An 11,887-nucleotide genomic window follows, 5' to 3' on the forward strand; every position below is an offset into this window, starting at 1 on the left:
GATAGTCGATAACACTTCCTGCATGTGCTCTGAAGTTGAGGTTGCGATCGCGGGTGCGGGCCCGACCGGGCTGGCTCTTGCCTGCGGGTTGCTTGCCAACGGTGTCTCCGTTCGCGTACTGGACAAGGCGCCGGGTCCGGCGGCCACCTCCCGCGCGCTCGGGCTGCAACCACGCGGCGCGGAGGTGCTCGACCACCTCGGCGCCCTCGGTGACCTGGCCGACCGCTCGGTGCGGATCGGCCGGATCGCGATCCACGTGGGCGGCTCCCGGGTGGGGACACTGGAGGTCGGACGGCCGACCCCGCTGGTGACCAGGCCGGGCCTCCTCGTCTCCCAGGCCGAGGTGGAGGCTGCCTTGCGTTCGCGCCTGCGTGACCTCGGCGGCTCGGTGGAGTGGGGCCGGGAGGTGGCTGACGTCACCCAGGATCGCGAGGGCGTCGTTGTCGCGACGGCCGCGCGGGGTGGCACGAACGCCGCGCAGGAGAAGTTCCGGGCGTCCTGGGTGGTCGGCTGCGACGGCGCGCACAGTCAGGTCCGAAAGCTGGCAGGCATCGGCTTCCCGGGGGTCGCGCTGATCGAGCGGTTCCTGCTGGCGGACGTTCAGGCCGATCTCCCGATCCCGCGGGACGAGGTGGCGGTGTGGCTTCGCACCGACCAGATGCTGGGGGTGTTCCCGTTGCCGGGCGCGGACCTGTGGCGGCTGATGGCACCGGCCGAACCACTCCCGGCCGCAGCCACGGGCGAGGAGGTGGTGCCCGCCTTGCTCGCCTCCTGGTCCGGCCACACCGGGCTCGCCGCCCCGGCGGTGAAGAACGTCGTCTGGACCTCGACGTTCCGCGTCCACCGGCGACTTGCCGACCGCTACCGGCAGGGGCGGATCATGCTCGCCGGAGACGCCGCACACATCCACAGCCCACTCGGCGGGCAGGGGATGAACACCGGGCTCGGTGACGCGGAGAACCTCGCGTGGAAGCTCGCCCTGGTGGCGCGTGGACGTGCCGACGTCACGCTGCTGGACACCTACGAGAACGAGCGCCGGCCGGTCGCCTCCGAGGTGCTCGACTCCACCAGCGCGATGACCAGGGTCGTCCTGGGCGACAGTGCACCCGCTCGCCTGATCCGGGACGGGGTGTTCGTGCCCGTACTGAAACGCCCCTTCGTCCAACGGCTGATCTGGGAGCAGGCATCACAGCTGAGGATCGGTTATCGGCGTGGTGTTCTGGCTCGAGGAGAACGCCGCCGGGGGTTCGCGGCCCCTCGGCGCCGCCCGCGGGCTGGTGACCGGGTGCCGGACCTGTCCTGCCGGCGCGCCGACGGAACTCCTACCCGGCTGCACGCCGAGCTTGGCGGACGATGGGTTCTGCTGGGATCTCCTACGGTCACCGGGTCGGCCGCCGACTCCGCCGCGTCTCGGCTGGGCGCCGACCTGGTGACCGTCTTGGAGCCGTTGGAGCCGCTCGACTCGTCGGCCGGTGACATCCTTCTCGTCCGCCCCGACGGGCATCTGGCCTGCCGCGCGGACCGAGCCGACAAGGACCCGGCCAGCGCGGCCGAGCGGGTGGGCGCGTGGATCGGCCACGCACTGGAGGGAGGTCGACGGTGAGCACGCCGGGTGCCAGGCGTTCCGGGAACAGTGCGGACGACTCTGGAGGCTCCGGCGACACCGACGACTCCGGCGGCGGCCGGCGGCCTGGCCTGCGTGAACAACGCAAGGCGCGGACCCGCCGCCTGATCCAGGAGCAGGCGCTACGACTGTTCCTCGCCCAGGGGTACGAGTCGACCACTGTCGCCGAGATCGCCGCAGCCGCCGGCGTCTCCCATATGACGTTCTTCCGGTACTTCCCCAGCAAGGAGGCGGTGGTCGAGAACGACGAGTACGACCCCGTGCTCGTCGACCTCATCCAGCGGCGGCCCGCAGGAGAGGGTCCGCTCATCGCGCTGCGCGAGGCGGTCCGGGAAGGGCTGGGACTCGTCTACGCCGAGGACCGGGAGGGTCTGCTGGTGCGCTGCAGGCTGGTGCTGCGCACCCCGGCCCTGCGGGCGAGGATGGCCGGCAACCTCGGCGCCACGGAGGACATGCTCGCTCGTGCGCTGGCCGCCCGGGCACGCACGGACGTCACCCTGGAGATCAGGGTCGTCGCCGCGGCGGCGCGGGGCGCGCTCACCACCGCGATCGCCGCCTGGGTGGACGGGGAAGGTGCCGAGGAACTGCCCGACCTCATTGATCGGGCCTTCGGCGCACTCCTGCAGACGAACGTCAGTGCTCGATCGCGGCGGGGTCGACGCTGAGGAACCCGCCGCCGACGCCGAACAGTCCGGTCAGGAAGCCGACGACGGCTCCGGTGGCGACCGCTTGGGCAGGCACCCCCTTCCTCGGAGGGTTCGCGGAGCATCCGGACGGCGGCGCTGACCATCAGGACGGCGAACCCGCAAGCACGACCCAAGGTGGCAACGGCCGGTTGACAGCGGCGCCACCGAAGGCGGCCGCCGCGCCGGGCAGGCCGAACACCGGGGCGATCCGCCACCGGATCCGCCCGGTCCGCAGACGTGGGACGAGGCCGGTGAGTGCCGAGACGCCCACGACGACCAGCGCGAGCAGAAGCGCCGCGGTCGTCGCGGCGTCACCTCGTGGAGTCCGCGCCGGGTGTCATGCCGCCCGGCTCGTGGGGAGCCGGTCCAGAACCGTCTCGGCGCTGGGCTCGTCACCCCGGTTGTACGGGAGGCGGGCCAGCAGGCGGCCCATCATGCAGTTGTCGGTGAGCCCGGCGAACGTCAGCCCGGCACCGACGAAGGTCGCGAGGGCGAGCATCCACGGCACCACCAGGCTAGTCAGCGTGCCCAGGAGGACGAGCAGGCCCGCGACCAGGCGTACCTGCCGCTCGATCGACCACTGCCTGCGCCCGTAGACGACGTTTCCGCCGGCGGCGGCGTAGGCGGGGACACCGCCGTCCAGGACGAGCAGGCCGTCCATGCCGACGGAGGCGAGACGCTTCCTGGCCTGGTCGGCCCGGATGCCGGACTGGCACACGAGCACGATCCGGTGGCCGAGGCGGTCACGCAGTTGGTGAGCGTGCTCGTCCAGCAGTCGCAGCGGCACGTTGTACGAACCCCTGATGTGCGCGGACTCGAACTCCGCGGGCGTGCGGACGTCGACGACCGTCACAGCGTCGGAATCGGTGCCGACGTGGCCTGTGCCGGCCAGCCAGCCGGCGACGGTCGGGGCGTCGACCTGATGGGTTGCCCGGGTCATGGGGTTCCTCACGGGTTCTCGGTGTCAAGACCGGCTTTGCGGGCCGAATCGTAACCGTCGTCGTCGATGAGTACGACCCGCCGGCCCGGCCGGTCGAGGGCCGACGCTGCGATCGACGGGCGGTAACCGGAACCGCAGTAGACCCAGACCTCGCTCTCGGGCACCTCGTCCAGGCGTTCGCCCAGCTCGTGCAGCGGAGTGTGCCGCGACCCGGCCACGCCGCCGGCTCGTCGCTCGTCGTTGCGGCGCGCGGCGGTCGCCTGGGCGCATGAGTCGGTTCGGTAACCGAATAGTTCGGCCACAGTAGTATTGTGATGGACGGCCGCCCGGATGGTTCTGCCGCACGGCCGGCGATCACCTTCTGCGTCGACCCGAGATGAACTGACCGGAAATGAGCTGACGATCCGAATGCCCGTCGCCCTGCGCCCGCACTCCCTTGCCGCCGTCCTCGTTCGTGAGCACCCGCGGCCGGAGCGGGTCCGCAACCACACGCGTGCCTGGTGGCTGGCGGTGGCGACGGTGTGCGGCGGAGCGTTCATGGGTCAACTCGACGCCAGCATCGTGACGTTGACCTACGGCGCACTGCGGCGGGAGTTCACCGCGTCGCTGGCCGCGGTCGAGTGGGTGTCGGTGGCGTACCTGCTCACGTTGGTGGCGTTGCTCGTCCCAGTCGGCAGGCTCGCGGACGCCCACGGCCGAAAGCTCTTCTATCTCTACGGTTTCGTCGTTTTCACGATCGCGTCGGCCGCGTGCGGGCTGGCGCCGTCGCTCATCGCCCTGATCGGGTTCCGCGTACTGCAGGCGGTGGGCGCGGCGATGCTGCAGGCCAACAGCGTGGCGCTGATCGTCACCAGTGCACCGCGGGAGCGGATGCGCATCGCGCTGGGTGTGCAGGCCGCGGGGCAGGCGCTGGGGCTGGCCCTCGGGCCGACCGTGGGCGGAGTGCTGGTGACCACCCTCGGGTGGCGGTGGGTGTTCGGTGTCAACGTCCCCGTCGGTGCGCTGGCACTGGTCGCCGGGCACTACCTGCTGCCGCGCACTCGCGTACGCCACCACACGATCGGTCGGTTCGACTGGCCGGGCTTCGTGCTGCTGGGCGTGGCGACCACCACGGCGCTGCTCGGCGTGTCGGCCGCGTCCGGGTTCGACCTCCCGCTCGCCGCGGTGGTGGGGCTGTTCGCGGTGGCAGTCCTCTCCGGAGTGGCGTTCGGCCGGCGGCAGCGTCGTGCCGCCGAACCATTGGTGGACGTGACGCTGCTGCGCAACCGCGCCGTGTCGTGGGGGCTGCTCGGTGCGATGTGCGGCTACCTCGTGCTGTTCGGTCCGCTGGTGATGGTGCCGGTCGCGCTGACCGCCCAAGGTGTTTCCGAACTCACCTCCGGGCTCGTCCTCACCGCGCTGCCGGCGGGGTTCGCCCTGGCCGCTGCCGTGGCCGACCGCGTGCTCCCGCCGGGCCTCGGCGGCCGGGGCCGGGCGACCCTCGGCCTCGCGACCTGCGGCCTCGCCCTGGCAGCCATGCTCGTCGTACCGTTCACGCCCGGTTTGCTGGCACCGCTGCTGGGGCTGGTCGGGCTGGGCCTGGGGATCTTCACGCCGGCCAACAACGCCACGATCATGCGCGCCGTACCGACGCGTTCGTCCGGGACCGGCGGTGGGCTGGTCAACATGGCCCGTGGCCTGGGTACCGCGCTCGGGGTGGCGCTGGTGACCCTGGCGTTCCACCTCGCCGGACCGGCCGCCGGTGCTGTGGGAGAGTACGGTGCCGTGGTGGTGCTGCTCCTCGCCACCGCCGTCGCGGTGATGACCGCCTGCCTCGCACGCGAGGAGCCGTCGAGGGCCCAGGAGTAGCTAGGGTTTGGGGCATGCCGTCGCAGCCGTCCCAGGAGCGTCCGCCGCCGACCGTCACCTCCGACGCCCGGCAGCTCACCGAGGCTGTCACCCGGCTGCGGCGCGCGTTGCGTTCGTCCATACGTACCGACTACCCGTGGGAAGCGCTGCCCATGGCCCAGGTCGAGCTGTTGCAGGTGCTCGCCGAGCACTCACCGGCCCGGACCGGAGACCTCGCGGCTCGCCAGCGACTGGCGCCGAGCACGGTCAGCACCCTCGTCGGGCAGATGATGGCGGCCGGACTGATCACCCGGGAGGTCGACCCGCACGACCGTCGCGCGTCCGTCGTCAGTCTCACCGATGCCGGCAGGGCGGAGCTCGCCTCCTGGACCCAGGCGCACGAACGCCGGCTGGACGCCGCCCTCGGCGCGCTGCCGGAGAAGGATCGGGCGAAGGTACGCGCGGCCCTGCCGGCGCTGTTCCGGCTCGTGGAACACCTCGACGAGACCGCCCGAGCAGACGGGTGACTCGACGGGGACAAGAATGCGTAGGGACAAGGATGCAGGGTGACGACTCGGAAGGAGACAGCCGTGCCCGAGGAGATCCTGGTCACCGGTGGCACCGGACTGCTCGGCCGGCTGGTGGTCCAGCACCTGCTCGACGAGGGCGCGCGGGTGCGGGTGATGAGCCGCCGTCCTCGGCCGGCCGACGATGCTTCGCCGTACGCCTGGGCGACCGCGGACCTGCGATCGGGTGCGGGCGTGGCGGAGGCCGTCGCCGGGGTGGCCGCGGTCGTGCACTGCGCGACCGCGTTCGGCCGGCAGGCTGAACTCCAGTTGGTACGCACGCTTGTCGAGGCGGCCGGCCGGGGCGGATCACCCCACCTGTTGTACACCTCCATCGTCGGCGTCGACCGCATTCCACTGCCTTACTACAAAGGGAAACTGGCGGCCGAGCAGCTCGTCCAGCAGTCCGGTCTTCCGCACACCGTCCTGCGCGCGACGCAGTTCCACGACCTGCTGCGGACGGTCTTCGCCGCGGCCGCGACAGCGCCGGTCGTGATGCCGGTCCCCGACTTCCGCTTCCAGCCTGTCGACGCCGGCGAGGTGGCCGCCCGGCTCGCCTCGCTCGCGGTCGGCGAGCCTGTCGGCCGCGCGCCGGACTTCGCCGGTCCGGAAGTACGGCAGGCGGGTGAGTTCGCCGCTGCGTACCTGCGAGCGAGCGACCGTCGCCGGCGCATCCTTCCGGTACGACTTCCGGGCAGGACCTTCCGCGCCTACCGGTCCGGTGCCCATCTGGCCCCGGACCAGACGGTCGGAAAGGTCACCTTCGAGGACTACCTCGCCGGCATCCCCGACGTACGGGGCCGCTCGTATCGTCAGCGGTGACTTCAGCGCGGTGGGGCGTTTCCGGTGGCGTGGTCGACGTACGGGACGATCGTCGCCACGACGGTGAGCGCCAGGCCCCGTACATCGCCACGACGGCCCGGGGGGCAGTGGGCTCGGCGGCGGAAGTCTTGCCAGAGAAGGTGCACCGCTTCCGCGCGACGGTTCGTCGACGGACTGCTCACCCGGGCCACGTCAGGTCGAAGGTCTCGGGAAACAAGGGGGTCCTGACAATGGCGGCGGACCCGGCGGAAGGACTGGACGCGGACGGGTTCATCACCACCGGCGCCGACCTCGCCAACGTCCGCGCGCCCTACGATGCCGTGCTGGCAGACGTTCGTACGACAGTCGAGGCGCGACTGGGCTCCGAACTTCACGGGCTCTACCTCTATGGGAGCGTTGCCACCGGCCAGGCCGTCCCGCCCACCTCGGACCTGGACCTTTCGGTGATCCTCACCAGTCCGCGCGGGATCGAGACCTGTCGCCGGATCGGGGAGGAGCTGTCGGCGCGACATCGTTCCGTCGTACGGGAGGTGGGTATCTCGCCAGGCCTGCTGGACGATGTCCTTGCCGAGGGCGACCAGGGTCGGGCGGAGCGCTGCTTCCTGAAGCACTACTGCGTGAACGTTGCCGGGACCGACCTGCGCCCGGATCTCCCGCGATGCCGATCGGACACGGCGATCGCCCGCGGGTTCGTCGGGGAGCTCGCTCCGAGGATCAGACAGTTCACCGAACGACTGGACGCCGCGGTCACCCCGGCCGAGGTGGAGGCGGTCGCGGTGCTGGTCGCCCGTCGCCTGCTGATGGCGGCCGCGGTGGTGTACTCCATCCCCGACCGCACCTGGACCACCGCGCGCGCCAACGGGGCCGGCATGCTCGGCCGGCATCATCCCGCGTACGCGGACCACGCCGCGCGTGCGCTTGCCTGGATCGACCCGAACCTCCCTGCAGATCCGCGGTACGTCCGGCCGACTCGCGAGGACGTCGAGGTTCTGCTCACCGAGGTCGGGGCCGTGGTCGCGCGCGACGTCGAGGAGTACCTCTCGCCGGAGGGCTGAGCGGAGCGGCGTGGCCACGAACGTCCACAGCGTCGATGGCGGCAATGTCGGTACCGCGGGCTTACACTGCTCGCCCTGAACCGTAAATGATCACCCGAGCACGTCGTCCCCAGCAGGAGTTCCGATGCGAGCGGTTCCAGTCGTCGTTCTCGCCGCTGCTCTCTCCGTCGTCGCACCCGTTGCGCCGGCGCTCGCGCTCGCGCCGCCCCCGATCGCCGCGATCGGCATCCCGGGTGAGGATCTGGGCGCCCAGCCGGACGCCGGTGCGGTCGAGGTGCGGTACGCCGACGGCCGTCACCAGATCCTCTACCCGTCCGGCTACCACGCCGGCGACCGTTTCGGTACGGCCGTCGCGGTGCTCGACGTGGACGGCGACTCGGTCTCCGACCTGGTGGTGGGTGCGCCCGGTCGCGACGTGGGTACCGCCGCCGACGCCGGAGCCGTCTACCTCTACCGGGGTTCGTCGACCGGGCTGCGTCCGTGGAAGGTCCTGACGCTGGGCAGCGGCGGGATGCCCGGCCAGTCCCAGCCCGGTGCGGCGTTCGGCTCGGCGCTGTCGTGGTCGGAAGGCTCGAGTACGACACCGCGCGCCCTGACCGTCGGTGCGCCCCGCTGGGACGTCAGCGGCGCCACCGACGCGGGGGCGGTCGCGATCATCTCCCTCACCCAGTCCGCCGACCCGACCGTCGCCGGCACTCTGCTCACCGAGAACTCCCCCGAGCTCGGCAGCTCCGCACAGGCTGGTGACCGGCTCGGCGCCGCGGTCCAGGGACCCGGCGCGCTTGCCGCTCCGGGCAGGACGGTCGACGGCGCGAAGGGCGCCGGCGTCGTCTACGTACGCACCGATCCGGGGGTCCCGGCGTACACCCGGATCAGCCAGAACACCCCGGGCATGCCGGGTGCGGCCGAGGCGGGTGACGGCTTCGGCAGCGCGCTGACCTACGGAGCTCCGAGCGGCCTGTGGATCGGAGTGCCCGGCGAGGACCTCGGCAGCCTGACCGACGCCGGGATGGTCGACACCTTCGGCGACACCGACGAGGACGGCATTCCCGCCGAGCCGGGTCCGGCCTACACGCAGGACACCACCGGCCCGGGCGGACCGGTCGCGGGTTCGGCGGAGGCGGGCGACCGGTTCGGCGCGGCGCTCGCGTCCTACCCACCGAGTGAGGACTCCGACGTCGACGTGGTGCTCGTCGGGGCGCCGGGCGAGGACCTCGGCACGATCCGCGACGCCGGCATGGTGAATGAGATCTGGGGTGGCGGCGGCTCGCTGACGCAGGCGAGTACGGCCGGGATCGAGGAGACCGGTGACCGCTTCGGCTCCAGTCTGCTCGCGGGCAACGGGGCCGGGGGCGACTGGAGTCCGCGCATCATGGTCGGGGCGCCGGGCGAGGACGGCGGCGCCGGTGCCGTCGTGGTCGTCAGCCACGGCGCCGCGATCTGGAAGCAGGTGACCGGAAGTCCCGAGAGTGGTGACGGTTACGGCGCCGCGCTGGACTCCCGCCTCGGCTGAGCCGGTGCGCCGGTACCTGTCCGGACACGTGTTCACGGTGTACGTGATCCACGCGTTCGTGGTGACCGCGACGGCCTACGCCCTCAGCGCGGTCGACCTGCCGACGGCGGTGAAGTTCGTCCTCGCCGCACTCGTCGCGGTGCCTGCCGGCTTCGCGCTCGCCGGCCCGGTCCGCCGGTCCCCGGCCTGCGTCGCGTGCTCTGAGAGGGCTCTGTCGGCGCCGTCGGGTATGAATGGTGCCGCGCTTCCCTCTGCGGACAAGGAGAACTCACATGGCCAAGCTGATCTACTCCGCGCTCGCGTCGCTCGACGGATACGTCGAGGACACGGGCGGTCGCTTCGAGTGGGCCGCTCCCGACGAGGAGGTGCACGCGTACGTCAACGACCTCGAGCGGCCCATCGGCACCTATCTGTACGGACGCAGGATGTACGACACGATGGTGTACTGGGAGACCGTGGACACCAGCCGTCAACCGGAGGTTGCGCAGGACTACACGAAGATCTGGCGGGCGGCCGAGAAGGTCGTGTACTCGCGTACGCTCCAGGGCGCGTCGAGCGCACGGACCCGGATCGAGCGCGACTTCGAACCCGCGGCGGTCCGTGCACTCAAGGAAGCCTCGAGCCGCGACCTCTCGATCGGAGGAGCCGAACTCGCTGCCCAGGCGATCGCCGCGGGCCTGGTCGACGAGCTCCATCTGTTCCTCAATCCGGTGGTCGTCGGAGGAGGCAAGCGGGCCTTGCCCGACGGCGTACACGTGCCGCTCGAGCTCCTGGACGAGCATCGCTTCGGCAGCGGAGTCGTCCACCTCCACTACGCGCTCGGCTGACCGGCCGCCGCCATCCCGATCGCCGACCTGGCTACCACCGGCCGCGCTGGGACGGGACCGGTACGCCGGCGAACTCCAGCAGGTCGGCGTTCAGCTGGTCCTTGTGAGTGGCGGTGAGCCCGTGCGGAGCGCCCGGGTAGACCTTCAGCGTCGCGTCCGCGAGGATCTCGGCGGAGCGTCGGCCGGACGCGTCGATGGGAACGATCTGGTCGTCGTCGCCCTGCACGATGAGCGTGGGCACGTCCATGCGGCGCAGGTCGTCGGTGAAGTCCGTCTCGGAGAATGCCTTCACGCAGTCGTAAGCCGCCTTGAGCCCGACCGTCATGCTCATCAGCCAGAACGCGTCCCGCACGCCCTGCGACACCGTGGATCCGCGCCGGTTCGCGCCGTAGAAGGGAGCGCTGAGGTCCTTCCAGTACTGCGAGTGGTCGGCGGTCACCGCGGCCCGGATCTCGTCGAACACCTCCATCGGCGTGCCCTTGGGGTTGTCCGGCGTCTTGAGCATCAGCGGCGGCACCGCACTGACGAGCACGGCCTTGGCCACCCGGCCCGTGCCGTGGCGGCCGGTGTAACGGGTCACCTCGCCACCACCGGTGGAGTGACCCACCATGACCGCGCCGTTGAGGTCGAGCGCCTCCATCAGCTGGGCGAGGTCGTCGGCGTAGGTGTCCATGTCGTTGCCGTTCCACGGCTGCGACGAACGGCCGTGGCCGCGCCGGTCGTGGGCGATCACGCGGTAGCCGTGCGAGGCCATGAACATCAGCTGGTCGTCCCACGCGTCCGCGGTCAGCGGCCAGCCGTGACTGAAGACCATGGGCGGCCCGGATCCCCAGTCCTTGTAGTAGATCTGCGTGCCGTCGGTGGTGGTGATCGTGCCCATGGCTCCTCCCGGTCCGATGTGTCATCTGCGCGCGCACGTCGAGTCGACCGCCGCCAGAATCTGTCGGGTCACGGCCTGCGGGTGGGATACGAGGGTGAGGTGCGAACCGCCCTGCACGTAGGTGATCCGTGCGTGTGCACGCCGCGCCATCGCCTGTTGCGACTGCGGGGTGATGATCTTGTCGGCGGTCCCGATGACGTACCAGGAAGGGATCTTCTTCCACGCCGCGGCGGAAGACGGTGTGGTGAACGCCTTCATCGCCGCCGGTCGCTGCGCCGCCCACAGGACGTTCGCCGTCGACGCGGGCAGGTCCTGGCCGAACGACCGGCGGAACACGTTCTCCTTCAGGTAGAGCCGGGTGGCGCCACCGGGGTCCTTGGTGCGCGGCACCGTGTCGTACAGACTCCCCGGCGGTCCCGCGAGTGCGGACCCTTTGCCGCTGAGCTGTCCGGTCGACTGGCCGGGCGCCGGCGCGGCCGCGTCGACGTACACCAGCGCCCTCACGTGGGGGTTGCCGGCCGCGGCGTTGGTGATGACCGAGCCGCCGTAGGAATGGCCGACCAGGACGATCGGCCCGGAGACCGTCTTCAGGAAGGCGGCGACACTGGCGGCGTCGGAGTCCAGGCCGTTCAGCGGGTTGGTGACCGCTCGTACGGTCTGTCCCGCCTGCTGCAGGCGCCGGACCTCACCGCTCCAGCTCGACTCGTTCGCCCAGGCGCCGTGCACGAGGACGACGGTCGGCTTGGCGGCACACGCAGATGGCGCGGCCGCGGGCCGCGCCCTTGAGGTCGACGCGTACTCGGCGATCCGGCCGCACGCCGCTGTGGTGAACAGGACCGCCAGCGTGGCGAGCAGGACGACCGGAGCCAGACGCCGGCCGCGGCGTCGGCTCCTGTGGTCCGGTTCCTTCCGGTCGGCGCGGCACGAGGCAATCATCACGCTCAGCGTCGCGCGGCGTGACTGGTGGTCGGAGGGGCCTTGGTCCGTGGATCCGTGCCCCGATTGGGGAGCGGGACGCCCGACGGCATGCGGACCGACGCCGCCCGGTCTGGTGCCGGATCGTGGTGAAAAAGCCGGAATGCGGTGCCGGTACCCGACGTCCCCGAGAAGCGTCCAACTGAAGGTTAGGCTAACCTAAGTCGCGTTC

Annotated in this window: 13 protein-coding genes; 8 read left to right on the plus strand and 5 right to left on the minus strand. The window is 71.3% G+C overall.

What is annotated here, in order from left to right:
• Window positions 1–22: 22 nt before the first annotated feature.
• Both ABZV93_RS21955 and ABZV93_RS21960 read left to right on the plus strand, forming a co-directional pair.
• Complete coding sequence (locus ABZV93_RS21955) at window positions 23–1,603, plus strand: FAD-dependent monooxygenase (protein WP_354939084.1); 1,581 nt, start codon at window positions 23–25, stop codon at window positions 1,601–1,603.
• Window positions 1,600–2,289, plus strand: a complete 690-nt coding sequence (locus tag ABZV93_RS21960) for a TetR family transcriptional regulator (protein ID WP_354939086.1) — start codon at window positions 1,600–1,602, stop codon at window positions 2,287–2,289. Before ABZV93_RS21955 ends, ABZV93_RS21960 begins: the two co-directional genes overlap by 4 nt.
• 124 nt (window positions 2,290–2,413) lie before the next feature.
• On the opposite strand, the gene ABZV93_RS21965 is transcribed toward ABZV93_RS21960, so the two are convergent.
• The 3 genes from ABZV93_RS21965 to ABZV93_RS21975 all read right to left on the minus strand — a co-directional run bounded on the left by ABZV93_RS21965 (window position 2,414) and on the right by ABZV93_RS21975 (window position 3,552).
• A complete protein-coding gene (locus tag ABZV93_RS21965) occupies window positions 2,414–2,581 on the minus strand; it encodes a hypothetical protein (RefSeq protein WP_354939088.1) in 168 nt (55 codons plus the stop codon).
• Window positions 2,582–2,647: 66 nt separating this feature from the next.
• A complete protein-coding gene (locus tag ABZV93_RS21970; protein ID WP_354939090.1) occupies window positions 2,648–3,250 on the minus strand; it encodes a rhodanese-like domain-containing protein in 603 nt (200 codons plus the stop codon).
• An 8-nt stretch (window positions 3,251–3,258) separates the two neighbouring features.
• Window positions 3,259–3,552: a hypothetical protein gene (locus ABZV93_RS21975; protein ID WP_354939092.1), complete on the minus strand. Its 294-nt coding sequence runs from the start codon at window positions 3,550–3,552 to the stop codon at window positions 3,259–3,261.
• Window positions 3,553–3,658: 106 nt separating this feature from the next.
• Between ABZV93_RS21975 and ABZV93_RS21980 the strand changes: the two genes are divergently transcribed.
• The 6 genes from ABZV93_RS21980 to ABZV93_RS22005 all read left to right on the plus strand — a co-directional run bounded on the left by ABZV93_RS21980 (window position 3,659) and on the right by ABZV93_RS22005 (window position 9,860).
• Window positions 3,659–5,098 carry an MFS transporter gene (locus ABZV93_RS21980; RefSeq protein WP_354939094.1) on the plus strand — a complete coding sequence of 480 codons (1,440 nt, stop codon included), beginning with the start codon at window positions 3,659–3,661 and terminating at the stop codon, window positions 5,096–5,098.
• Between the two features lie 14 nt (window positions 5,099–5,112).
• Window positions 5,113–5,604, plus strand: coding sequence for a MarR family winged helix-turn-helix transcriptional regulator (locus ABZV93_RS21985; RefSeq protein ID WP_354939096.1), 492 nt, complete (start codon window positions 5,113–5,115; stop codon window positions 5,602–5,604).
• Between the two features lie 39 nt (window positions 5,605–5,643).
• The gene (locus ABZV93_RS21990) at window positions 5,644–6,465 is read left to right on the plus strand and encodes an SDR family oxidoreductase (RefSeq protein ID WP_354939098.1); all 822 of its coding nucleotides are present in this window, start codon (window positions 5,644–5,646) and stop codon (window positions 6,463–6,465) included.
• A gap of 230 nt (window positions 6,466–6,695) precedes the next feature.
• A complete protein-coding gene (locus ABZV93_RS21995; protein ID WP_354939100.1) occupies window positions 6,696–7,520 on the plus strand; it encodes a hypothetical protein in 825 nt (274 codons plus the stop codon).
• A 124-nt stretch (window positions 7,521–7,644) separates the two neighbouring features.
• Complete coding sequence (locus ABZV93_RS22000; RefSeq protein WP_354939102.1) at window positions 7,645–9,033, plus strand: integrin alpha; 1,389 nt, start codon at window positions 7,645–7,647, stop codon at window positions 9,031–9,033.
• A gap of 272 nt (window positions 9,034–9,305) precedes the next feature.
• Window positions 9,306–9,860 carry a dihydrofolate reductase family protein gene (locus ABZV93_RS22005; protein WP_354939104.1) on the plus strand — a complete coding sequence of 185 codons (555 nt, stop codon included), beginning with the start codon at window positions 9,306–9,308 and terminating at the stop codon, window positions 9,858–9,860.
• 31 nt (window positions 9,861–9,891) lie between these two features.
• Here the strand turns inward: ABZV93_RS22005 and ABZV93_RS22010 are convergent, their stop codons facing one another.
• Both ABZV93_RS22010 and ABZV93_RS22015 read right to left on the minus strand, forming a co-directional pair.
• Window positions 9,892–10,740, minus strand: a complete 849-nt coding sequence (locus ABZV93_RS22010) for an alpha/beta hydrolase (RefSeq protein ID WP_354939106.1) — start codon at window positions 10,738–10,740, stop codon at window positions 9,892–9,894.
• 21 nt (window positions 10,741–10,761) lie between these two features.
• Window positions 10,762–11,676 carry an alpha/beta hydrolase gene (locus ABZV93_RS22015; RefSeq protein WP_354939108.1) on the minus strand — a complete coding sequence of 305 codons (915 nt, stop codon included), beginning with the start codon at window positions 11,674–11,676 and terminating at the stop codon, window positions 10,762–10,764.
• Window positions 11,677–11,887: the final 211 nt, after the last annotated feature.

Source organism: Actinopolymorpha sp. NPDC004070 (assembly GCF_040610475.1).
Classification (GTDB): Bacteria; Actinomycetota; Actinomycetes; order Propionibacteriales; family Actinopolymorphaceae; genus Actinopolymorpha.

Coding starts and splice junctions, on each gene's coding strand:
- ABZV93_RS21955 (WP_354939084.1), top strand. CDS start 23: ATGTGCTCTGAAGTTGAGGTTGCGATCGCGGGTGCGGGCCCGACCGGG.
- ABZV93_RS21970 (WP_354939090.1), bottom strand. CDS start 3,250: ATGACCCGGGCAACCCATCAGGTCGACGCCCCGACCGTCGCCGGCTGG.
- ABZV93_RS21980 (WP_354939094.1), top strand. CDS start 3,659: ATGCCCGTCGCCCTGCGCCCGCACTCCCTTGCCGCCGTCCTCGTTCGT.
- ABZV93_RS21985 (WP_354939096.1), top strand. CDS start 5,113: ATGCCGTCGCAGCCGTCCCAGGAGCGTCCGCCGCCGACCGTCACCTCC.
- ABZV93_RS21995 (WP_354939100.1), top strand. CDS start 6,696: ATGGCGGCGGACCCGGCGGAAGGACTGGACGCGGACGGGTTCATCACC.
- ABZV93_RS22000 (WP_354939102.1), top strand. CDS start 7,645: ATGCGAGCGGTTCCAGTCGTCGTTCTCGCCGCTGCTCTCTCCGTCGTC.
- ABZV93_RS22005 (WP_354939104.1), top strand. CDS start 9,306: ATGGCCAAGCTGATCTACTCCGCGCTCGCGTCGCTCGACGGATACGTC.
- ABZV93_RS22010 (WP_354939106.1), bottom strand. CDS start 10,740: ATGGGCACGATCACCACCACCGACGGCACGCAGATCTACTACAAGGAC.
- ABZV93_RS22015 (WP_354939108.1), bottom strand. CDS start 11,676: ATGATTGCCTCGTGCCGCGCCGACCGGAAGGAACCGGACCACAGGAGC.